Source organism: Streptomyces sp. NPDC020884, assembly GCF_044333935.1.
Lineage (GTDB): Bacteria > Actinomycetota > Actinomycetes > Streptomycetales > Streptomycetaceae > Streptomyces.
This window is the reverse complement of sequence record NZ_JBIRRY010000006.1, coordinates 57,020-78,655: the sequence shown is the minus strand read 5'-3', so window position 1 is coordinate 78,655 and position 21,636 is coordinate 57,020. Positions and strand designations below refer to the sequence as shown.

General features: G+C 71.6%; 20 protein-coding genes. 16 read left to right on the top strand and 4 right to left on the bottom strand.

The features are described 5' to 3' along the window. Positions 1-3 precede the first annotated feature (3 nt). Both ACH4UK_RS19755 and ACH4UK_RS19750 read left to right on the top strand, forming a co-directional pair. Entirely contained in the window at positions 4-648 is a 645-nt protein-coding gene (locus tag ACH4UK_RS19755) for an amino acid ABC transporter permease (RefSeq protein ID WP_398357896.1), read from the top strand. After that, positions 645-1,532, top strand: coding sequence for an amino acid ABC transporter permease (locus ACH4UK_RS19750; protein WP_398357894.1), 888 nt, complete (start codon positions 645-647; stop codon positions 1,530-1,532). The genes ACH4UK_RS19755 and ACH4UK_RS19750 overlap by 4 nt, the downstream gene beginning before the upstream one ends. A gap of 32 nt (positions 1,533-1,564) precedes the next feature. Here the strand turns inward: ACH4UK_RS19750 and ACH4UK_RS19745 are convergent, their stop codons facing one another. Then, on the bottom strand, positions 1,565-3,166 hold the full coding sequence (locus tag ACH4UK_RS19745; protein ID WP_398357892.1) for a CocE/NonD family hydrolase: 1,602 nt from the start codon (positions 3,164-3,166) through the stop codon (positions 1,565-1,567). Between the two features lie 148 nt (positions 3,167-3,314). Then, positions 3,315-4,523 (bottom strand): Ig-like domain-containing protein, encoded by a 1,209-nt coding sequence (locus ACH4UK_RS19740; protein ID WP_398357890.1) that lies wholly within the window; start codon positions 4,521-4,523, stop codon positions 3,315-3,317. Positions 4,524-4,675: 152 nt separating this feature from the next. Here ACH4UK_RS19740 and murJ point away from each other — a divergent pair, with 152 nt between their 5' ends. After that, the gene (gene murJ, locus ACH4UK_RS19735) at positions 4,676-6,358 is read left to right on the top strand and encodes a murein biosynthesis integral membrane protein MurJ (RefSeq protein WP_398358517.1); all 1,683 of its coding nucleotides are present in this window, start codon (positions 4,676-4,678) and stop codon (positions 6,356-6,358) included. Between the two features lie 13 nt (positions 6,359-6,371). On the opposite strand, the gene ACH4UK_RS19730 is transcribed toward murJ, so the two are convergent. Next, complete coding sequence (locus ACH4UK_RS19730; protein ID WP_398357888.1) at positions 6,372-7,115, bottom strand: hypothetical protein; 744 nt, start codon at positions 7,113-7,115, stop codon at positions 6,372-6,374. A 105-nt stretch (positions 7,116-7,220) separates the two neighbouring features. Here ACH4UK_RS19730 and ggt point away from each other — a divergent pair, with 105 nt between their 5' ends. Both ggt and ACH4UK_RS19720 read left to right on the top strand, forming a co-directional pair. Beyond that, positions 7,221-9,038: a gamma-glutamyltransferase gene (gene ggt / locus ACH4UK_RS19725; protein ID WP_398357886.1), complete on the top strand. Its 1,818-nt coding sequence runs from the start codon at positions 7,221-7,223 to the stop codon at positions 9,036-9,038. Between the two features lie 81 nt (positions 9,039-9,119). Beyond that, positions 9,120-9,839 carry a glycoside hydrolase family 75 protein gene (locus tag ACH4UK_RS19720; protein ID WP_398357885.1) on the top strand — a complete coding sequence of 240 codons (720 nt, stop codon included), beginning with the start codon at positions 9,120-9,122 and terminating at the stop codon, positions 9,837-9,839. 20 nt (positions 9,840-9,859) lie between these two features. Here ACH4UK_RS19720 and map read toward each other — a convergent pair whose 3' ends face one another. Continuing rightward, a complete protein-coding gene (gene map, locus ACH4UK_RS19715) occupies positions 9,860-10,627 on the bottom strand; it encodes a type I methionyl aminopeptidase (RefSeq protein ID WP_398357883.1) in 768 nt (255 codons plus the stop codon). A gap of 73 nt (positions 10,628-10,700) precedes the next feature. Here map and ACH4UK_RS19710 point away from each other — a divergent pair, with 73 nt between their 5' ends. The 11 genes from ACH4UK_RS19710 (at position 10,701) to ACH4UK_RS19660 (ending at position 21,592) form a co-directional block, all read left to right on the top strand. Beyond that, a complete protein-coding gene (locus tag ACH4UK_RS19710; RefSeq protein ID WP_398357882.1) occupies positions 10,701-10,970 on the top strand; it encodes a helix-turn-helix domain-containing protein in 270 nt (89 codons plus the stop codon). A 95-nt stretch (positions 10,971-11,065) separates the two neighbouring features. Continuing rightward, a complete protein-coding gene (locus ACH4UK_RS19705) occupies positions 11,066-12,298 on the top strand; it encodes an alginate lyase family protein (RefSeq protein ID WP_398357880.1) in 1,233 nt (410 codons plus the stop codon). A gap of 10 nt (positions 12,299-12,308) precedes the next feature. Beyond that, positions 12,309-12,689, top strand: coding sequence for a PPOX class F420-dependent oxidoreductase (locus ACH4UK_RS19700; RefSeq protein WP_398357878.1), 381 nt, complete (start codon positions 12,309-12,311; stop codon positions 12,687-12,689). A 151-nt stretch (positions 12,690-12,840) separates the two neighbouring features. Then, positions 12,841-14,253 (top strand): hypothetical protein, encoded by a 1,413-nt coding sequence (locus tag ACH4UK_RS19695; protein ID WP_398357876.1) that lies wholly within the window; start codon positions 12,841-12,843, stop codon positions 14,251-14,253. Between the two features lie 197 nt (positions 14,254-14,450). Beyond that, positions 14,451-15,293: a nitrilase-related carbon-nitrogen hydrolase gene (locus tag ACH4UK_RS19690; RefSeq protein WP_398357874.1), complete on the top strand. Its 843-nt coding sequence runs from the start codon at positions 14,451-14,453 to the stop codon at positions 15,291-15,293. Then, entirely contained in the window at positions 15,290-16,573 is a 1,284-nt protein-coding gene (locus ACH4UK_RS19685) for an aspartate aminotransferase family protein (protein WP_398357873.1), read from the top strand. The genes ACH4UK_RS19690 and ACH4UK_RS19685 overlap by 4 nt, the downstream gene beginning before the upstream one ends. 97 nt (positions 16,574-16,670) lie before the next feature. Continuing rightward, positions 16,671-18,071: a dihydropyrimidinase gene (hydA, locus tag ACH4UK_RS19680; protein ID WP_398357871.1), complete on the top strand. Its 1,401-nt coding sequence runs from the start codon at positions 16,671-16,673 to the stop codon at positions 18,069-18,071. Between the two features lie 11 nt (positions 18,072-18,082). Beyond that, positions 18,083-19,081, top strand: a complete 999-nt coding sequence (locus ACH4UK_RS19675) for a TIGR03842 family LLM class F420-dependent oxidoreductase (RefSeq protein ID WP_398357869.1) — start codon at positions 18,083-18,085, stop codon at positions 19,079-19,081. Positions 19,082-19,170: 89 nt separating this feature from the next. Continuing rightward, positions 19,171-19,524: a YciI family protein gene (locus tag ACH4UK_RS19670; protein ID WP_398357866.1), complete on the top strand. Its 354-nt coding sequence runs from the start codon at positions 19,171-19,173 to the stop codon at positions 19,522-19,524. A 38-nt stretch (positions 19,525-19,562) separates the two neighbouring features. Beyond that, positions 19,563-20,810 carry an RNA polymerase sigma factor gene (locus ACH4UK_RS19665; RefSeq protein ID WP_398357864.1) on the top strand — a complete coding sequence of 416 codons (1,248 nt, stop codon included), beginning with the start codon at positions 19,563-19,565 and terminating at the stop codon, positions 20,808-20,810. A 293-nt stretch (positions 20,811-21,103) separates the two neighbouring features. Beyond that, a complete protein-coding gene (locus ACH4UK_RS19660; RefSeq protein WP_398357863.1) occupies positions 21,104-21,592 on the top strand; it encodes a PhzA/PhzB family protein in 489 nt (162 codons plus the stop codon). Positions 21,593-21,636: the final 44 nt, after the last annotated feature.

The following is a 21,636-nucleotide window of genomic DNA, read 5'->3' as shown; positions in this document are numbered from 1 at the left end:
CCCATGGATGTACTGACCGAGAACTTCTCCCTCTACGGCAAGGGCTTCCTCGGCACCGTCGAGCTGACCGTCTACGCCTCCGCGCTGGCGCTCGTCCTCGGATTCCTGATGGCGTCCTTCCGAGTCGCGCCCGTCGGCTCCTTCCGGGTGCTGGGCACGGTCTGGGTCGCCGTGCTCCGCAACACCCCGCTGACGCTGCTGTTCTTCGCCGTCCTGCTCGGCCTGCCCCGCTTCGGGCTCGTCCTGCCGTTCCAGGTCTTCGCCGTGCTGGCGCTCGGCTGCTACACCTCGGCGTTCATCTGCGAGGTGCTGCGCTCCGGCATCAACACCGTGCCCAGGGGCCAGGGCGAGGCCGCCCGCAGCCTCGGCATGAACTTCGGCCAGACCCTGAGCACCGTCGTGCTGCCGCAGGCGTTCCGGTCGGTGATCCCGCCGGTCGGCTCGACCCTGATCGCGCTGGCGAAGAACTCCGCGATCGCCGGGGCGTTCAGCGTCACGGAACTCCTCGGCACCTACAAGACGCTCAACGAGCTGGGCTACAGCATCATCTGGTCCTTCATCTGGATCGCCGTCGGCTACCTGATCATCACCCTGACCATCAGCGCGGTGTTCAACGTGATGGAGAAGCGCTGGGGAGTGGCACGATGACCAAGACCCTCACCCGCGGGCCGTCGCTGCCCGCGGCCACCGCGCTCTACGACATCCCCGGGCCGGTGACCCGCAAGCGGCACCTGATGTACGGGATCGGCTCGACCGTCGTCATCGTGGCGCTGTTCGGCTGGATCGTCTATCTGCTGTTCGACACCGACCAGTTCACCGCCGAGAAATGGACGCCCTTCGAGTACAAGGGGATCCAGGAACTGCTGCTGCGCGGGCTCGGCAACACCCTCAAGGCGTTCGCGTACGCCGCGGTTCTCTCGCTCGCCCTGGGCGCGGTCCTCGCGGTCGGCCGGCTCTCCGAACACCGGGTGCTGCGCTGGCTCTCCACCCTGCTGGTCGAGTTCTTCCGGGCCATGCCGGTGCTGGTGATGATCTTCTTCATCTTCGTGGCGCTGAAGGTCCAGCCGCTGCCCGCCCTGGTCGCCGGGCTCACCCTCTACAACGGCTCCGTCCTCGCGGAGGTGTTCCGCACCGGGATCAACTCCGTGGACCGGGGCCAGCGCGAGGCCGCGTACGCGCTCGGGATGCGCAAGACGCAGGTCACCACGTTCGTCCTGGCTCCCCAGGCCGTACGCGCGATGCTGCCGACCATCATCAGTCAACTGGTGGTCGCGCTCAAGGACACCTCACTGGGCTATCTGATCACCTACGAGGAATTCCTCCACGCCGGAAAGCTGATCGCGTCGAATCTCGACTACGATCTTCCCTTCATCCCCGTCGTGATGGTGATCTCCCCGATCTACATCGGGATGTGCATGCTGCTCTCGTGGTTCGCCACCTGGGTGGCCCGTCGTCAGCGGCGCAATCCGAAGACGAAGGCGGTGGGGGTGGCCCCGGCCGAACCGGGGACGCTGCTGCCGGGAGGGCAGTAGCCGGGCCCTGCCCGCCCGGCAGCAGTCGGTGATCACTTCTCGCGCAGCGGGACCGAGAGATGACTCGGGTCCGTGCCGGGCGAGGAGAAGGTCAGCTGCGCGCCGGTCGGGTTGTGCTCGATGTACAGCGGATCGACGGTGTCGATCACCAGGGCGAGCCGGTGACCGGCCGGGACGTCGTAGGCCGTGGAGAACAGCTCCACGTCGACGGGGAACGGCCGGCCCGGCGTCTGCCCGTGGAAGGTGTAGGGAGCATTGCTGACCAGCTTGCCGATGCCGAGCGGCCCCACGTCGTAGAGATACGCGACGAGGGTGCCGCTCGGCTTCGTGGCGGTGACGGTGGTGTGCAGCGCGGACGTGCCCCGGATCCGCTGCTCGACGGCGTACCGCTCCGACTGCCACACGCTCGCGAAGGAGCGCGGCAGCAGGGGTACGGAGACCATCGGCGGCAGCTTCAGGAACTGGTCCAGGGCGTTGGACAGGATCGAGATGCCGCCGTTCGCGCCGGAGTCGACGTTCGCCCGGACCTTCTTCGTGCCGTCCAGCGGGATCCGGTTCTTCACGGCGCCCACGGACTTCCAGTCCGGGTAGCCCTCGTACCCCTTGTCCGTACGGGATGCGAGCTGCACGGGCTGTTCGGTGTCGATGCCGTTGCGCTCGTCCTTGAGATAGCGGTCGAACCAGCGGCGGGTGCTCGTCCAGGTGTCGTTCGGCAGCCCGAGCAGACCGGTGGCCTCGGCGGTGGCGTGGTCGCCGGGGCGGAACTCCAGCCGCTTGGGGCCGGTGAGCTTGTCGTAGAACGAGGCGTACTGGTTGGGCGGGAAGATCGTGTCGCCCCAGGCGTTGCCCATCATGATCGCCGCGCCGTTGGCGTTGATCTCGTCCAGATACGTCGCGGGGGAGCGCTTCTTCCCCCAGGCGATCATCTCCGGCTCCTTGTCCAGGTTGGAGCCGAGGAAGTCCTTGAGCGTCCGCGTCAGTTCGTCGCCGGGGCGGCCGGTGACCAGACCCAGGCCCCCGAGCAGGGCGGCGGCCTGGAGGTGCTGGGTGCGGCCGCTGTAGATCGAGTCGATCAGATCGGCCCAGCCGCTGAGCGCGGCCACGGCCTTGATGCGCGGATCGTGTCCGGCCGCCAGGAGGCTGATGCCCGCGCCGTAGGAGACGCCGCCCATGCCGACGCGGTCCGGGTCGGCGGAGGTGTGCTCCAGCGCCCAGTCGATGACGGCGGAGGCGTCCGCGATGTCCGGCGGACCGGCCACCTCGATCTTCCCGCCGGAGAGCCAGAAGCCGCGCGAGGTGTAACTCACCACGACATAACCGGAGTCGGCGAGCTTCTGGGCCTGCGCCAGATACTCGATCTGCGGCATGGCCCAGCTCGTCGGGAAGACGATCAGCGGATGCTTCGCCCCGGCGGGGGCTCCGGCCGGGGTGAACACATTGCCCTTGAGCGTGATGCCCCCGGAGCCGGGGATGTCATGGAACGTCAGGCCCTCGGCCGCCGTGCCCGCGGGCGCGGCGACGGGTGCGGGGGCGGCGGTCGCCACCGGGGCGGCGACGAGCGCGCCCCCGGCGAGCAGGGCGACGGCGGTGGTGATCGAAGCGGTGGTGCGCAGTGCCGGTTTCGGACGTGCCACGGGTCACTCCTCGCGCGTGTCAGTGCAAAGTGACCCGACGGTAACCCGGACGTTTACCGCTGGTAACTACCCGGTGCGTTGCGTGAAGGTAACGATTGTTGGACGTGGTGTCAGTAGTGTCCCCGGGGCCGGAACGGGCGCTGCCGGGTCACTTCAGGGCGCTCTTGGCCGCCCAGTCCGCCCACGGGACGTTCCACGCGCCGTACCCGTTGCCCTCGGCCACCGGACCCTTGGCGTCCGCGCCGGACATCTCGAACGGGTCGCCCACCCGCACCTGTCCGTACAGGGCGGCCGCATCGGCGTCGCTCATCCCGACACAGCCCGAACTCCGGTTGGCCTGGCCGAAATAGCCCGCGTTCCAGGGGGCCGCGTGCGCGTACATCCCCGACCAGGTCAGCCGCATCGAGTAGTCGACCATCTTGTCGTAGGCGTCACCGAGGCCCACCGTCTCGGAGCGCATGTTGATGGTGCCCTCCTTCGACATCAGGACCGCCGTGCCCCGCCAGGAGGCCTTGTCGCCGCCCGGGGTGCCCGCCGACATGGGGACGTCCAGGACCTGCTTCCCCTCCCGGCGCAGGGCGAGCCGGTGCCGGTCGAGGTCGACCTCGACCACCTGGGCCGCGCCGATGGTGAACGTCGTCGTGTAGTCGCGGACGAACCAGCCGCCGTCGGCCCCCGTGTCGACCCCGTTCAGCCGCGCGTCCAGGGTGACCTTCGTGCCGGGCTTCCAGTACTTCTCGGGTCGCCAGTCGACACGGTCCTTGCCCGAGTAGTCCTGGAGCCAGCCCCAGGAACCCTCGGTGTCGTTGGACGTGGAGACCCGCAGGGCCTTCTCGACGGCCGCCTTGTCCTTCACCGGGTGGTCGAAGACCACGGACAGCGGCTGCGCGATGCCCACGGTCGTGTTCTTCCCGGGCGCGAGCGACAGCTTGTTGACCTTCTCGGCCCCGGCGGTGGCGAACGTCGCCCGGTCGCTGCCGCCGTCCGCGTCCAACGCCTCGACCGTGTACCCGGTGCCCGGTACGGCGACCCGCTCGGACGTCCAGCTCCGGCCGTCGGCGGATATCCTCCCGGCCAGCGCACCGCTCCCGCCCGCCGTCACCGACACCGCCGTCAGCTTCCCGTGCGCCAGCGTCACCTTCACCGGCCCGCCGGGCGCCGCCGCCCTGCCCGTGAGGTTCACCGAGATGCTGGTGTCGGGCGCCTTGCCGTCCCCGCCCGCATCGGCGGAGCCCGACGAGCCGCCCGAGCACGCGGTGAGCGCGGCGGCGAGCAGGGCCGCCGGACCGGTCAGGGCGAGCCTGGCCCTCCGGCCGGCCGGGGCGGTACGACGGATGTGCGGACGTGCGGAACTCAACGGAAAAACCTCCAGGGCAGGGGCGCTCAGCAGGGGAGAGGCATTTCCCTCATGTCGGGTTCCGTCCCGTCCCCGGGGAAACCTCACTCCTCGGCCCGGAGTACCCTCCACCGTCGGCCAGAACCTCAGGACACGGGAGACGACCAGTGAGCGTGAACGCGGCCGGCACGCCGGAGTGGACCGAGGCGGACCGGGAGAGCCGGCCGCCCGCCGAGGCCCCGCCCCGGTCCGCCTCGGTGCTGCGCGACGGGGCCGTGATGGCGGCCGGCTCCGTCGTCTCGCGCGCCACCGGCTTCGTCCGCTCGGCCGTCGTCGTCGCCGCACTCGGCACCGGCCTGACCGCGGACGGCTACGCGGTCGCCAACACCGTGCCCAACATCCTGTACATCCTGCTCATCGGCGGCGCGCTCAACGCGGTCTTCGTCCCCGAACTGGTCAGGGCCGCCAAGGAGCACGCCGACGGGGGAGCGGCGTACACCGACCGGCTGCTCACCCTGTGCACCGTCGGCCTCCTCGCGCTCACCGCGCTCGCCGTGGCGGCGGCTCCCCTCATCGTCGGGCTCTACACGGACTACGACGACCGCCAGGCCGAACTCACCGTCGCACTGGCCCGCTACTGCCTGCCGCAGATCCTCTTCTACGGGCTCTTCACCCTGCTCGGCCAGGTCCTCGGCGCCCGCGGCCGGTTCGGCGCGATGATGTGGACCCCGGTCCTCAACAACGTCGTGATCATCGGGGTGTTCGGCCTCTACATCGCGGTCGCCGCCGACTCCGACGGCACCCTCTCCGGTGCGGACGCCCACCTCCTGGGCTGGGGCACCACCGCCGGGATAGCCGTCCAGACCCTCGCCCTGATTCCCGCGCTGCGGGCCGCGAGGTTCCGCTGGCGGCCCCGGTTCGACTGGCGCGGCAGCGGACTGACCCGGCCCGTCCGGGCGGCCGGCTGGCTGGTCCTGCTGGTCCTCACCAACCAGCTCGCCTACTGGGTCGTCACCCGGCTCTCCACCGCCACCGGACAGCACGCCGTCGAGCAGGGCGTCGCGGGCGGGGCGGGCTACACCGCGTACAGCTACGCCTATCAGCTCTGGGTCGTCCCGCAGGGCATCATCACCGTCTCGCTGGTCACCGCGCTGATGCCCCGGATGAGCCGGGCCGCGGCCGACGGCGATCTGGCCGGGGTGCGGCGCGACGTCGCGTACGCCCTGCGCACCAGCGCCGCCGTCGTGGTGCCCGCCGCCACCGCGCTGCTGGTGCTCGCGCCGTGGGTGATCGGCTCCGTCTTCGGGTACGGGCGGGCATCCGACGCCGACGTCCTGGTGATGGCCGGGATGCTGGCGGCGTTCGCCCCCGGGCTGATCGCCTTCTCCGGGCAGTACGTGCTCGCCCGCGGCTTCTACGCGATGAGCGACACCCGCACCCCGTTCCTCCTCAACCTGGTGATCGCCGCCGTCCAGGCGGCTCTCTCGGTCGCCGCGTACCTGCTGCTGCCGGCGCGCTGGGCGGTGACCGGGATGGCGGGGGCGAGCACGGTGGCCTTCTGCGCCGGGTTCGCGGTCACCGGGTACGTCCTGTCCCGCCGGCTCTCGGGGCCCGGCGCCGGATCCCTGCTGCGGTCGCCGACCCTGGGGGCGCACCTCCGCCTCGTCGCCGCCTGTCTGCCCGCCGGTGCGCTGGCCTGCGGCGCGGCCTACGCGGTGCGGGGCGCCGGGGACCCGGCGGCCGCCGGGTCCGGGGTCCTCACGCTGCTGCTCGTGGTGGTGCTGCTGGCCCGGCCCCTGGGCATCGGGGAGATCACCACGATGGTGGCGGGCGGCCGGGCCCGGCTGCGACGCTGAGGGCGGGCCCGGTTCAGCTGCCCGCGCGGTGCGACGCCGGTGTGCTGGGCGCGGGGGCCTGGGCCTCGCGCGTCACATCGCCGACGAGCTCGACCACATCGGGGCCGTACGCCTGGGAGTTGACGACCTTCAACAGCAGACAGAACGACTTGCCGCCGTGCTTGCGGAGCAGCTTCTCGTAGTTCCGCGCCACATAACGGGTCGCCGCCTGGTTGGTGATGGCCCGCTGGCCGCAGAACAGGAAGACCGGACGCGCTTCCTGACCACCCGTCAGCCGTGCGAGCAGGACGTACTCCGAGGTGCCCGGCTCCAGCCGGTAGCGCTCCGGGCCGATCTGGAACGCCACCTGGTCCGGCCCCGGATCCTGCTCGACGTTGATCCGCACGCCGGGCAGCAGGGTGCGCAGATGGGCGGCCATCCGCTGGTTGGACATCGGGCCGCCGACGCAGAATTCCGTCCGCTCCCCGAACCCCTGCTGCGCGGTGTCGTGGGTGACGATCTGGGCGTGCGCCGCACAGTCCTTGATCAGCGCGGAGAGTTCGAGCAGTGCGAAGGCGTCATGGCGGTGCACGGACCCGTCGGCGCCCGCGTACCGGTTGACCACCAGCAGGCACTCGGAGTTCGCCGGCAGCCCGAAGAAGACCTGTTTGCGGCGGAGTTTGCGCCGCCAGAGGTAGGTCCGGGCCAGCCAGCCCAGCGAGGCACTGATCCCGGCGGCTATCACGCCCAGCACGATGTTGCGTACGTCGTCGGTCATGGGCGCGCATGGTATCGGTCATTCGGGTATTCGTTCGAGGCGGTCCTGACGATCCGGGCCCGCCGGGGCTACCCTGCGGCGGAGATCCGTTGACTGGAGGTACGTATGCGCCGTTCCGTCGGCCGCACCACGTCACTGTTGGCCGTCCTCGCCGTGGTCGCCTCGGTCGGGGCCGCTGCCCCGGCGGCCCCGGGAGGTTCCGCCGCCCCGCGGCCCGCACCGCCCAAGTCCCCGGTGGCGGTGGGCCACGGGGGAGCGGTGGCCAGCGTCGACCCGGACGCGTCGGCCGCCGGGATCGAGGTACTGCGCAAGGGCGGCAACGCGGTGGACGCGGCCGTGGCCACCGCGGCGGCCCTCGGCGTGACCGAGCCGTATTCGGCGGGCATCGGCGGCGGTGGGTACTTCGTCCACTACGACGCCGCGCAGCGCACCGTGCGGACGATCGACGGCCGCGAGACCGCGCCGCGCAGCGCGGACGCCTCCCTCTTCCTGGAGAACGGCAAGCCGATCCCCTTCGAGGAGGGCATGACCAGCGGTCTCGGCGTCGGCACGCCCGGCACCCCGGCCACCTGGGAGCGGGCGCTGGACGCGTGGGGCAGCAAGTCCCTGCGGACGCTGCTGAAACCGGCCGAACGCCTGGCCCGGGACGGCTTCGTCGTGGACGACACCTTCCGTTCGCAGACGGCCTCCAACCAGGCCCGGTTCGCCGACTTCCCCGCCTCGTCGAAGCTGTTCCTGCCCGGCGGTGAACTGCCCTCCGTCGGCTCGGTGTTCAAGAACCCCGACCTGGCCCGTACGTACGAGAAGCTCGGCCGCGAGGGCGTCGGGGAGCTGTACCGGGGCGAGTTGGCCGACGACATCGTGCGCACGGTCCGCAAGCCGCCCGTCGACCCGGACGCCGCCCGCGTCGTGCGGCCCGGCGATCTGACCCGCGGCGACCTCGCCTCCTACCGGACCCTGCGCAAGGACCCGACCCGGGTCGGCTACCGGGGCCTGGACGTCTACGGCATGGCCCCCTCCTCCTCCGGCGGCACCAGCGTCGGCGAGGCCCTCAACATCCTGGAGTCCACCGATCTCTCCCGGGCCGACCGGACCCAGTACCTGCACCGGCTCATCGAGGCGAGCCGGATCGCGTTCGCCGACCGGGGCCGCTGGGTCGGCGACCCCGCGTTCGAGGACGTCCCCACGAAGGAGCTCCTGAGCCAGCGGTTCGCCGATGCGCGGGAGTGCCTGATCAGGGACGACCGGGCGCTCACCAGCCCGCTGCCGCCGGGTGATCCGCGCGACCCCGAGCGCTGCGGCAGCGGCGGCACCGCCGCGCCGACCACCTTCGAGGGCGAGAACACCACGCACCTGACGACGGCCGACAAGTGGGGCAACGTCGTCGCCTACACCCTGACGATCGAGTCCACCGGAGGCAGCGGCATCACCGTGCCCGGCCGCGGCTTCCTGCTCAACAACGAGCTGACCGACTTCTCCTTCGCCCCCGCCGACCCGGCGGTCCACGACCCGAACCTGCCGGGTCCGGGCAAGCGGCCGCGCTCGTCGATCTCCCCGACCATCGTGCTGCGGCACGGCAAGCCGGTGCTCGCGCTCGGCTCGCCGGGCGGGGCCACGATCATCACGACCGTGCTCCAGTCGCTCACCGGACACCTGGACCGGGGGCTCCCGCTGGTCGACGCCATCGCCGCGCCGCGCGCCAGCCAGCGCAACGCGCCGACGACGGAGATCGAGCCGGACCTGTGGAACAGCCCGGTGCGCGCGGAGCTGGAGAAGCTCGGCCACGCCTTCAAGCAGAACCCGGAGATCGGAGCCGCCACCGGAGTGCAGCGGCTGCCGGACGGACGCTGGCTCGCGGCGGCGGAAAAGGTGCGCCGGGGTGGCGGCTCGGCCATGGTGGTGCATCCGGGCGGCAGGCACTGAGACGGCAGGGGTGCGCCGCCCGACGCGTCGCCACGGGGACCCGTACGGGCCCCTCGTCTACGGGAAGGGTCCTTCCGCACCATGCGCACCCGCATGCTCGCCCTGACATCCGCCGCCTGCGGCGCCGCCCTCCTCGGAGCGGCGGCGCTGCCCGCGTCCGCCTCTGCCTCCGGCCCCGGTCAGGAGGCAGAGGCGGAGGCGGAGGCGGGGGTGGAGGCGGCGACCGCCGCCGAACTGCTGGCCGAGGTCCGCGCCTGCGCCCGGATCTCGAAGGGTGAATACCGCACGGACAGCGGCAGTCCGAAGGCCACGGTGCCGGTCTGCGGCACCACGGACGCGGTGTTCTGGAAAGCGGACATGGACATCGACTGCGACGGCCGGAAGACGAAGGCCTGCAATCGGAAGACCGATCCGTACTTCCTCCCGGAGACCGCGTTCCAGAGCTCCCGCGGCGAACCGCTGGACTCGGCCGCACTGCCCCATGTGGTGGTGCCGGGCCCGAGCAAGGTGTGGGACTACCGGAAATCGGGGCTCACCGGCGGCAGCGTCGTGGCCGTCGTGTACCGCGACCGGGTGCGCTACGGCGTGATCGGCGACACCGGCCCGACAGGCATCATCGGGGAGGCGTCGTACGCCATGGCGAAGTCGCTGGGCATCGATCCCGACCCCTCGACCGGAGGCGCCGAGTCCGGCGTCACCTACATCGCGTTCAAGAACTCCCGCATCGCTCCGATCGAGAGCCGCGCGCGGGCGCGGAGCAAGGGAGAGGCGCTGGCCAGGGAGTTCGTCGGACGGTCATAGCCGCACGGCCCCGGCAGGGCTCACCGTGCGGTCAGGACGCGCGGCCCGTCGTCCGTGATCGCCACCGTGTGCTCGGCGTGCGAGGCCCGGCTGCCGTCGGTGGTGCGGAGCGTCCAGCCGTCCTCGTCGTGGCGGAACTCGTCGCCGCCCCCGCCGATCAGCATGGGCTCGATCGCCAGGACCATCCCGTGCCGCAGCTTCATGCCGCGTCCGGGCCGTCCCTCGTTCGGCACGGAGGGGTCCTCGTGCATGGACCGGCCGATCCCGTGGCCGCCGTAGCCCTCCAGGATGCCGTAGCCCGCGTCGCGGCAGACCGTGCCGATCGCGTGGGCGATGTCGCCGATCCGGTTGCCCACCACGGCCGCGCCGATCCCGGCCTCCAGGGCCCGGTTCGCGGTGGCGACGAGCCGGGTGTCGGCGGGGCGGGCCCGGCCCACGGTGAAGCTGATCGCGGAGTCGCCGGCCCAGCCGCCGAGGAGGGCGCCCGCGTCCACGCTGACCAGGTCCCCGTCGCGCAGCGGCTCGGCGGAGGGGATGCCGTGCACGACCGCGTCGTTGACCGAGACGCAGATGACGGCCGGGAACGGGGTGGGCGCGAAGTGCGGCTTGTAGTTCAGGAAGGGCGAGGAGGCCCCGGCCTCGCTCAGCACCTCGCGGGCCGCCTCGTCCAGGTGGCGGGGCGTCACGCCGACCGCCGCCACCTCCCGCGCCCGGGTCAGGATCTGCGCGACGACCCGGCCGGCCTCGCGCATCGCTTCGATATGTGTGTCCGTCTTGATGTGCACCATGCCCATTACTATACCGGTCGAAGCGGTATAGTAATGACGGTATAGAAATCGCCATCCGTAGTAGGGTGACCCCATGGTCCGCACCCCACTGACACCCGAAGAGCGCCTGCGCGGCGAACGTCTCGGCGTCCTGCTCCGCCAGGCGCGCGGCGAGCGCAGCATGGCCGCCGTCGCCGCGAGCGCCGGAATCTCCGCCGAGACCCTCCGGAAGATCGAGACCGGCCGTGCTCCCACTCCCGCCTTCTTCACCGTGGCCGCCCTCGCCGGTGCGCTGGGCCTCTCCATGGACGAGATCCTCGGCCGCTGTGCCCCGGAGCCGGCCGCGGTGCCGCTGATCGCGTAACCGGACAGGGCCGTACGGCGGGCGGCGAAGCGCGAGCGGCCCCGGCCGGCGCAACAGATCCTGCGGACCGCCCCGCTCCGGGCCACCGTGGATTCGTGCCCGTACGGAAGAGTCTCCTCGCCGCCGTGATCGCCCCGCTGCTCCTGCTGCCCGCCTGCGCCGCCGTCGACCACGACTCCGCCGCGCCCAAGGACACCACGGGCCCCGCCGCCTTCCGCCACCCCGGAGTGGTGGTCAGCGGCGACGGGCTCGCCGCCGTCCGGGAGAAGGTCGCGGACGGCCGGGAGCCCTGGAAGTCCGCGTTCGACGCGATGAAGGCCAGCCGGTACGCCTCCCTCGGCTACGCCCCGCACCCGGCCGAGGACGTCGCCTGCCCGCCGAACTCCGGCCCGCCGGCCTGTCTGGCGGAGCGCGAGGACGCCATCGCCGCGTACACCCACGCCCTGCTCTGGCAGCTCACCGGAGAGCGCCGGCACGCCGCCGAGGCCGTCCGGATCATGGACGCCTGGTCCGCCGCCCTCAAGAAGCACAGCGACGGCAACGCCGGTCTCCAGGCCGCCTGGGCGGGCTCCACCTGGGCCAGGGCCGCGGACCTCGTCCACGCCACCTATCCGGCCTGGGAGGGCCCCGCCGTCCAGCGCTTCAAGTGGATGCTGCGCAAGGCCTACCTCCCCGCCGTCACCGCCCGGGTGCCCGACTACAACGGCAACTGGGAACTGACGATGACCGACGCGGCCATCGGCATCGCCGTCTTCCTGGAGGACCACACCGTCTTCGACGAGGCGCTGCGCCGCTACCGCGACCGGGTGCCCGCCTACTTCTACCTGGCCTCCGACGGGCCGCTGCCGGTGCCGCCGCCCGGCAGCACCCTCGACACACCGCGGAAGATCCGTGCGTACTGGTTCGGACAGCAGCGGTACGTGGACGGGCTCGGCCAGGAGACCTGCCGCAACCTCATGCACATCGGCTACGCGCTCGCCGCCACCGCGCACATCGCCGAGACCGCCTGGCACCAGGGCGTCGACCTCTACGCCGAGGAAGCCGGGCGGCTGCGTGCCGCCCTGGAGTTCCACGCCCGCTACCAACTCGGCGAGAAGCCGCCGAAGTGGCTCTGCGGCGGCACGATCGTGCGGACCATGGGCCCGGACGTCGAGATCGCCCTCAACCACCTGAGCCGGCGCATGCACCTGGCACTCCCGGAGACCGAGAAGCTGGCGGCCGCCACGCGCCCCGCGGGCACCGACGACCTCTTCGTCGCCTGGGAGACCCTGACCCACGCGGGCGACCCGGAGGACTCCGGCTCCCGGACCCGCCACGAGGGCGCGTAGGGTCGGCGACGTGACCCTCCAGGACTTCGCCCGCAGCGAGTACGTCAGTCTGACCACCTACCGGAAGGACGGCACACCCGTCGCCACGCCCGTCTGGGCGGCGGCCGAGGGCGATGTGCTGTACGTCTGGACCCGCTCCGACTCGTGGAAGGTCAAGCGGCTCCGCAACAACGGCAAGGTCGCCGTGACCGTCTGCGACGTACGCGGCCGGATCGCCGAAGGGGCCCCCAGCGCGGAGGGCGCCGCGACCCTCCTCGACGAGGACGGCACCCGCGCGGCGCGCAAACTGCTGGCCCGCAAGTACACCTGGAAGTTCTGGCTGGTCGACTGGCCGGCCACCGTCGTCCGGCTCGGCAAGCGCCCGCACACCGGGATCGCCGTCACCTTCTGAGCCCGGTCGCCCCGGCGCCGGGGGGCGCGCGGCCGGGTGCCGTGCTCCCGCCGCAGCATCCCCGAAAGCTGCGCGTAGCCGTCCCGTAACACGCCTGCGGTCGAATGCCTCCGGACTGGAGGGCTCCAGTCGACAGTCGGCGAGGGCGACGATGACGGTGCATCAGCAGGCTGACGAAGTAGGGGCGTTCGCCCAGTACCTGCGGGACCTGGTGGCGCGGCTGGACCCCGGACGCGGATGGTACGGGGTCTTCGCCCGGCGCGACCCCGCAGGCATGAGGTCCTGCCTCGACGGGGTGGAGATCCCGCCCTGGGACGTGGTGGAGTCGCTGCTCGCGGACCTTGCCGCCCTCCAGGGCGACCGGTTCGCCGAGCAGGTCTCGGTGCGGGCCGCCGCGCTCTACTCGGCGTCCGCCGCCACCCACGACCGGCGGCCCGGCGGACGCCAGGAGCTCGTCCACCGGCTGGAGTTGATGGTCCGCGAGCAGCACCGGGCAGCGGAACGCCTGGGCGGCGCCGGGACCGGCGGCCCGGATCCGGCCGGGCCGGAAGCACTGGCCTGGGCCCGCGACGACCATGCGCGGGCCACCGCCCGGTGCGCCGAGCTCCGCAAGCGGCTGGCGGCCGTGGCGGCGCCCGACGGCTGGTTCCGGGCGGAGGAGGCCGCCGAGGCGTCCGCCGGGACCGGCCGGGTCCCGCGGCCGCGCGCCGGGGTCCCGGACGCGGCGGCCGGGCGCCCGCACCCCCAGGGGCCCAGCGGCGACGACGGACCCCTGGTTGCTCCCGCCGCCCCGGAGGCCCCCGCCGCCGAGGCTCCGGCGCCCCGGCGCAAGAAGCCGCGGGGCGCCCGGTTCGCCGGTCTGGAGGTCGACGAGGAGGCCGGCTACGCCCCGTTGCCGTCGCCCGGACCACCCGGGCCCTCGCGCTCGGCCGCCCCGGCCCCGCGCGGCGCACGCTTCGGCGGCGGTGCGGCCGGGGAGGCGCGCGGGGGCGGCGGAGCGCGGGGGCGCGCGCCGGAGGCCCTGCCGGATCCGGCCGCCGCGGAGGCCGTCGCCGGGGCCGTGGCCCAACTGGTCCGGCTGCGCGCCGAGGGCCGCAGCGGCGAGGCGCACGTGGTGCTCTGCGAGGTCGCGGCCTGGCCCGCGCCCCGGCTGCCGGTGCTCGCGGTCGCCCTGTACCGCGCCGGGCTGGCCGCCGACTGGACGACGCTGCTCTGGGAGGCGTCCTCGCTGCCGCCGGCCGGGTTCGCCGCCGCGGCGGGGGCGCTGGCCGCCGCCGGGCGCGAGGCGGACTGCGGGCTGCTGCTGCGCCAGGGGGTGGCCCGGCCCACCGCCGAGGTGGCCGATGCGGTGCTCGCCCTGGACGGCGCCGGCCGGGAGCGGGAGGCGCGGGACCTGCTCGGCGCCTTCGTCCGCGTACGCACTCCGCAGGAGGCCGCCGAGCTCGCCGGAACCGGCGGGACCCGGCTGCTCCCGCTCCTGCTGGCGGCGGCCCGTGAGGTGTCGGTGGAGCGGGAGTGGGACCTGGTCCACGCGCTGCGGGTGGCGGGTGTGCCCGGGGTGTGAGGGCCCGCTGACACCGTCCGGGACCGGGTCTGTGCGCCTTGTGGACCGGTCGGGTGCGAAACATGATCGACTCTGCCGGTTCACGGCGATGGTCTTGCCCCGCCGGACGACGGGGCTTACGTTCTCCATCCATGCACCGATCTACGTGCGTAGAAAACGCGTAGAGGCTCTCTGACGCCGCGTCGAAGGAGCAGCTCATGTCCCATGTCGTACGCGCCGCACTCGTCCAGGCGACCTGGACCGGCGACACCGAATCCATGATTGCCAAGCACGAGGAACACGCGCGCGAGGCCGCCCGGCAGGGGGCGAAGATCATCGGCTTCCAGGAGGTGTTCAACGCCCCCTACTTCTGCCAGGTCCAGGAGCCCGAGCACTACCGCTGGGCCGAGCCGGTCCCCGACGGGCCGACCGTCCGGCGCATGCAGGACCTGGCCCGTGAGACCGGCATGGTCGTCGTGGTCCCGGTCTTCGAGATCGAGCAGTCCGGCTTCTACTACAACACCGCGGCCGTGATCGACGCCGACGGCTCGTACCTCGGCAAGTACCGCAAGCACCACATCCCGCAGGTCAAGGGGTTCTGGGAGAAGTACTACTTCAAGCCCGGCAACGCCGGCTGGCCGGTCTTCGACACCGCCGTCGGCAAGGTCGGCGTGTACATCTGCTACGACCGGCACTTCCCCGAAGGCTGGCGGCAACTCGGTCTGGGCGGAGCCCAGTTGGTGTACAACCCCTCGGCCACCTCGCGCGGACTCTCCAGCCACCTCTGGCAGTTGGAGCAGCCGGCCTCCGCCGTCGCCAACGAGTACTTCGTCGCCGCGATCAACCGGGTCGGCCAGGAGGAGTACGGCGACAACGACTTCTACGGCACCAGCTACTTCGTCGACCCGCGCGGCCAGTTCGTCGGGGAGGTCGCCAGCGACAAGGAGGAGGAACTCCTCGTCCGCGACCTGGACTTCGACCTGATCGAGGAAGTCCGCCAGCAGTGGGCGTTCTACCGGGACCGGCGGCCCGACGCCTACGACGGGCTGGTGGAGCCGTGACCGGACTGCACGAGCGCCACCTCGCCGTCAGCCCTCAGTGGCTGGCCCTCTACTACGGCCGGCCCCTGGAGCTCACCCACGGCGAGGGCCGCCACGTCTGGGACGCGGACGGCAACCGCTACCTGGACTTCTTCGGCGGCATCCTCACCACGATGACCGCCCACGCGCTGCCCGAGGTGACCAAGGCGGTCGCCGAACAGGCCGGGCGGATCATCCACTCCTCCACCCTCTACCTCAACCGCCCGATGGTGGAGATGGCCGAGCGGGTCGCCACCCTCTCCGGCATCCCCGACGCCCGGGTCTTCTTCACCACCTCGGGCACCGAGGCGAACGACACCGCGCTGCTGCTCGCCACCGCGTACCGCCGCTCCAACCAGATCCTCGCGATGCGCAACAGCTACCACGGCCGGTCGTTCTCCACGGTCTCCATCACCGGCAACCAGGCCTGGTCGCCCACGAGCCTGTCCCCGCTCCAGACCCTGTACGTGCACGGCGGCGTCCGCGGCCGGGGACCGTACGCCGAGTTGAGCGACGAGCGGTTCATCCAGGCATGCGTCGCCGACCTGGAGGACCTCCTCGGGCACACTCGCCGGCCCGCGGCCCTGATCGCCGAACCCATCCAGGGCGTCGGCGGCTTCACCTCGCCGCCCGACGGACTGTTCGCCGCGTTCCGGCAGGTCCTGGACCGGCACGGGGTGCTGTGGATCTCGGACGAGGTGCAGACCGGCTGGGGCCGTACCGGCGACCACTTCTGGGGCTGGCAGGCGCACGCCGAGCACGGTCCGCCGGACATCCTCACCTTCGCCAAGGGCATCGGCAACGGCATGTCGGTGGGAGGCGTGGTGGCCCGCGCCGAGGTGATGAACTGCCTCGACGCCAACTCCATCTCCACGTTCGGCGGTTCGCCCGTCACGATGGCCGCGTCGCTCGCCAACCTCTCGTACCTCCTGGAGCACGACCTCCAGGGCAACGCACGGCGCGTCGGCGGGCTCCTCATCGAACGGCTGCGCGCCGTCGCCGCCGGTTCGCCCGCCGTACGCGAAGTGCGCGGCCGGGGCCTGATGATCGGCATCGAGCTGGTGAAGCCCGGCACCGACGAGGCCGACCCGGACGCCGCGGCGGCCGTCCTCGAGGCGGCCCGCGCGGGTGGGCTGCTCATCGGCAAGGGCGGCGGCCACAGCACCAGCGTCCTCAGGATCGCCCCGCCGCTGACCCTGACCGTCGCCGAGGCCGAGGAAGGCGCGGCGATCCTCGCGGACGCCCTGCGCGCGGCGGGCTGACCCCGCCCGCAGGACCGTACGCACACGAACCGCGCGGGGCCGCCCCGACCGTACGCCCGGAGGGCCGGTGGGGGCGCCCCGCAGTGAGGAGGTACCCATGAGCCGCACTGTCATCCACGGTGGTCTGGTCATCACCGCGTCCGACGAGATCCACGCCGACGTGCTCGTCGAGGGCGGCCGGATCGCCGCCCTCGCCGCCCACGGAACCGACGCCGCCGCGAGCTGGAGCGCCGACCGGAGGATCGACGCGACGGGCAAGTACGTCATCCCGGGCGGCGTCGACGGGCACACCCACATGGAGATGCCGTTCGGCGGGACCTACGCCGCCGACACCTTCGAGACCGGCACCCGGGCCGCCGCCTGGGGCGGCACCACCACCATCGTCGACTTCGCCATCCAGAGCGTGGGCCGCTCCCTGCGCGAGGGGCTCGACGCCTGGTACGCCAAGGCCGACGGCAACTGCGCCGTCGACTACGCCTTCCACATGATCCTCGCGGACGTGAACCCCTCCTCGCTGAAGGAGATGGACCTCCTCGTCGCCGAAGGGGTCACCTCCTTCAAGCTGTTCATGGCCTACCCCGGGGTCTTCTACAGCGACGACGGCCAGATCCTGCGCGCCATGCAACGGGCCGCAGGCAACGGCGGACTGATCATGATGCACGCGGAGAACGGCATCGCCATCGACGTCCTCGTCGAGCAGGCGCTCGCCGAGGGGCGCACCGACCCCCGCTACCACGGGGACGTCCGCAAGGTCGCCCTGGAGGCCGAGGCGACCCACCGCGCCGTCCAGCTCGCCCGGGTCGCCGGATCCCCCCTCTACGTCGTCCACGTCTCCGCCGACGAGGCCGTCGCCGAGATCGCCGCCGCCCGCCACCAGGGCCTCCCCGTCTTCGGCGAGACCTGCCCGCAGTACCTGTTCCTGTCCACCGACAACCTCGCCGAGCCCGACTTCGAGGGCGCCAAGTACGTCTGCTCCACGCCGTTGCGGCCCAAGGAGCACCAGGCAGCCCTGTGGCGCGGCCTGCGGAACAACGAACTCCAGGTCGTCTCCACCGACCACTGCCCCTTCTGCTTCTCGGGCCAGAAGGAGATGGGCCGCGGCGACTTCTCCAAGATCCCCAACGGCATGCCCGGCGTCGAGCACCGCATGGACCTGCTGCACCAGGCCGTCGTGGACGGCCACATCACCCGCCGCCGCTGGATCGAGATCGCCTGCGCCTCCCCGGCCCGGATGTTCGGCCTCTACCCGAAGAAGGGCACCATCGCCCCGGGCGCCGACGCCGACATCGTCATCTACGACCCGGCCGCCGAACAGACCCTCTCCGCCGAGACCCACCACATGAACGTCGACTACTCGGCGTACGAGGGCAAACGCATCACCGGTCAGGTCGAGACCGTGCTCTCGCGCGGCGAACTCGTCATCGACGGACGGAAGTTCACCGGCCGCGCCGGACACGGCATGTACACCCCCCGCGCCACCTGTCAGTACCTCGACTAGGAGACCCCGCCATGGACTTCGGACTCGTCCTCCAGACGGACCCGCCCGCCTCCGCCGTCGTCGGCCTGATGCGCCGCGCCGAGCGCAACGGCTTCCGCTACGGCTGGACCTTCGACTCGGCGGTGCTCTGGCAGGAGCCGTTCGTCATCTACAGCCGCATCCTGGAGCACACCGACCGGATGACCGTGGGCCCGATGGTCACCAACCCGGGCACCCGCACCTGGGAGGTCACCGCCTCCACCTTCGCCACCCTCAACGACATGTACGGCAACCGCACCGTCTGCGGCATCGGTCGCGGTGACTCCGCGATGCGCGTCGCGGGCCGCCGGCCCAACACACTGGCCCGGCTCGGCGAGGCCATCGACGTGATCCGGGACCTCGCCGAGGGCCGGGAGGCGACGGTCGACGGGCAGCCGGTGCAGATCCCCTGGGTGAAGGACGGACGGCTGCCGGTGTGGATGGCGGCGTACGGGCCCAAGGCCCTGGCCCTGGCCGGGCAGAAGGCGGACGGCTTCATCCTCCAGCTCGCCGACCCCTTCCTCACCGAGTGGATGATCAAGGCGGTACGGGACGCGGCGTCCGACGCAGGGCGCGACCCGGACTCCGTCACCATCTGCGTCGCCGCCCCCGCCTACGTCGGCGAGGACCTCGACCACGCCCGGGAGCAGTGCCGTTGGTTCGGCGGGATGGTCGGCAACCACGTCGCGGACCTGGTCGCCCGCTACGGAGAGCACTCCGGCCTGGTCCCCGAGGCGCTCACCGCGTACATCGCCGGACGCTCCGGCTACGACTACAGCCACCACGGGCGCACCGGCAACCCGGACACCGCCTTCGTCCCGGACGAGATCGTCGACCGGTTCTGCCTGCTGGGCCCCGCCGAGGCGCACATCGAGAAGCTCCGGGCCCTGCGGGACATGGGCGTCGACCAGTTCGCGCTCTACAACATGCACGACGCCCGGGAGGCGACCATCGACGCCTACGGCGCCGAGATCATCCCGGCCCTGAGCTGATGCGGCCGTCGCGGCGGGCCCACGTGGCGTGGAGATCGGTACGGTAGCGTGAGCAGCCGTTCGGGCATCGACGGGGGAGGCACGAGAACGTGGCGGAGTACTTGTTGTTGGTGTACGAGGACGAGGCCACGACGAGTGAGCTGCCCGCGGCGGAGGAAACGGCCCTGGTGGGCCGGTTCCAGGACTTCATGCGGCGCAACGAGGCGAGCGTGGAGCGGGGTCAGCGGCTCCACCCGACCTCCACGGCCACCTCGGTGCGGCGGGACGTCGACGGCGGGGTCCGGATCAGCGACGGCGCCTTCGTCGAGTCGAAGGAAGTCGTCGCCGGATACTTCCTGATCGAGGCGGAGGACCTCGACGAGGCGCTCAGGCTGGCCCAGGAGATTCCCGTGCCCAACGGCGGGGTCGAGGTCAGGCCGATCCGTTCCGTGCCGGACGCCTGAACCGCCGTCACCCGCACACCCGAGTTCCCGGAGCGTCCATGGATGCAACCGTCGCGGACGCCGTCGCCGAGGCACACGGCCGGCAGTGGGGCTTCGTGCTCGCGGCCACCGTGCGCGTCACCCGGGATCTCGACCTCGCCGAGGAGTGCGTCCAGGAGGCCTATGCCCAGGCACTGCGGCAGTGGCCGGAGGAAGGGGTGCCGAAACGGCCCGAGGCCTGGCTGACCACGGTCGCTCGTCGCCGTGCCCTGGACGCCCTGCGCCGCCTCGACACCTTCCGCGGCAAACTGCCGCTGCTGGCCGGAGACGACACCGCCCCGCCCGCGGACCAGGACTTCGTCGACCGGGACATCCCGGACGACCGGCTGCGGCTGATCTTCACCTGCTGTCATCCCTCGTTGGACGTCGACACCCGGGTCGGCCTCACCCTGCGGCTGGTGTGCGGCCTGTCCACCGCCGAGGTCGGCCGGGCGCTGCTCGTCTCGGAGCCGACGATGGCGGCCCGCATCACCCGTGGCAAGAAGAAGATCAAGGCTGCCGGAATCCCCTACCGGGAACCGTCGCCCGAGGAGCTGCCCGCCCGGCTCGACGCCGTGCTGGACGTCGTGCACCTGGTCTTCAGCACCGGGCACACCGCGCCGTCCGGGGAGCGACTGCAACGACGCGACCTGATCGAGCGGGCGCTGCATCTCGCCCGCGTACTGCACCAGTTGCTGCCGGACCAGTCCGGTGCGGCCGGGCTGCTCGCGCTCATCCTGCTCACCGACGCGCGCCGCCGCACCCGCACCCGCCCCGACGGTTCGCTGGCACTGCTCTCCGAGCAGGACCGGACGCTCTGGAACGCCGAGGAGATCCAGGAGGGGCTGCGGCTGGTCGCGTACGCCATGCGGCACCGGCCGCCGACCCGGTACGCGCTGATGGCGGCGATCGCCGCCGTGCACGCGCAGGCTCCGGACTGGGAGGCCACCGACTGGTCCCGCATCGTCGGCCTCTACGACGGCATGCTGCGGATCTGGCCGTCGCCGGTGGTGGCGCTGAACCGTGCCATCGCCGTCGGGCAGGCGTACGGGCCGGAGGCCGGTCTGCGGTGCCTGGCGGAGATCTCCGCCGAACCCAAGCTGACCGAGTATCAGTACTTCGCGGCCGCCCGTGCGGACTTCCTGCGCCGGCTGCACCGCTTCGACGAGGCGCGGGCCGCCTATCGGGAGGCGCTCGCGAGGACCGAGAACGCGGTGGAGCGCGAGTTCCTCCGCTCACGCATCGATGAACTCGGTGCTCTCCCGTAGCCGTTCCCGCCCGGTGCCGTGCCTTCTCGAGGGTGGCGACGTCGCACCGCATATGCCCGCCGTCGCTCACGCATGCCTGCGTGCTCGGTCATTGCTCCTGAAATGCCGAGATTCCCGGTCCGATCGCCGCGGAATGAACGGTATCCATGCCTCCGCTTAAAATGCGCAGCGTGCAAGCGGAAGGCGCGCATTCTCGTGAGGCAGCCGAAAATTGCAGCCGCGGAGGGCGCATTGGTACTGTCCGGCGGACGTCGAGCATCTAGCGTCGAAAACTTCATCAGGCGGGGGAAAAAATGTCTGAGTCGAATGCTCCTGCGAACGCCGAGGAAGTAACTCGGGTACGCGAGCACAATCGCAAGATCGTTTCGCAGTACATGAACACGCGCGGCCAGGATCGGCTGCGGCGTCACGAATTGTTCACCGAGGACGGTCAGGGTGGTCTCTGGACCACGGACACGGGTGAGCCCATCGTCATCCGAGGTCGTGACCGCCTGGCCGAGCACGGAGTGTGGTCCCTCCAGTGCTTCCCCGACTGGCAGTGGATCGACATCGAGATTTTCGACACGCAGGACCCGGACCAGTTCTGGGTCGAGTGCAACGGTGTCGGAAAGATCCTCTTCCCGGGTTATCCGGACGGGCGCTACGAGAACCACTTCCTGCACCACTTCACCTTCGAGGGTGGAAAGATCAAACGTCAGCGGGAATTCATGAACCCGGTCCAGCAGTTCCGGTCCCTCGGAATCGAGGTGCCGAAAATCGTCCGGGAGGGAATCCCGACGTGAATCGGCATTGAAATCTGCATCTCGTTCTCTTTTAACCCTACGGG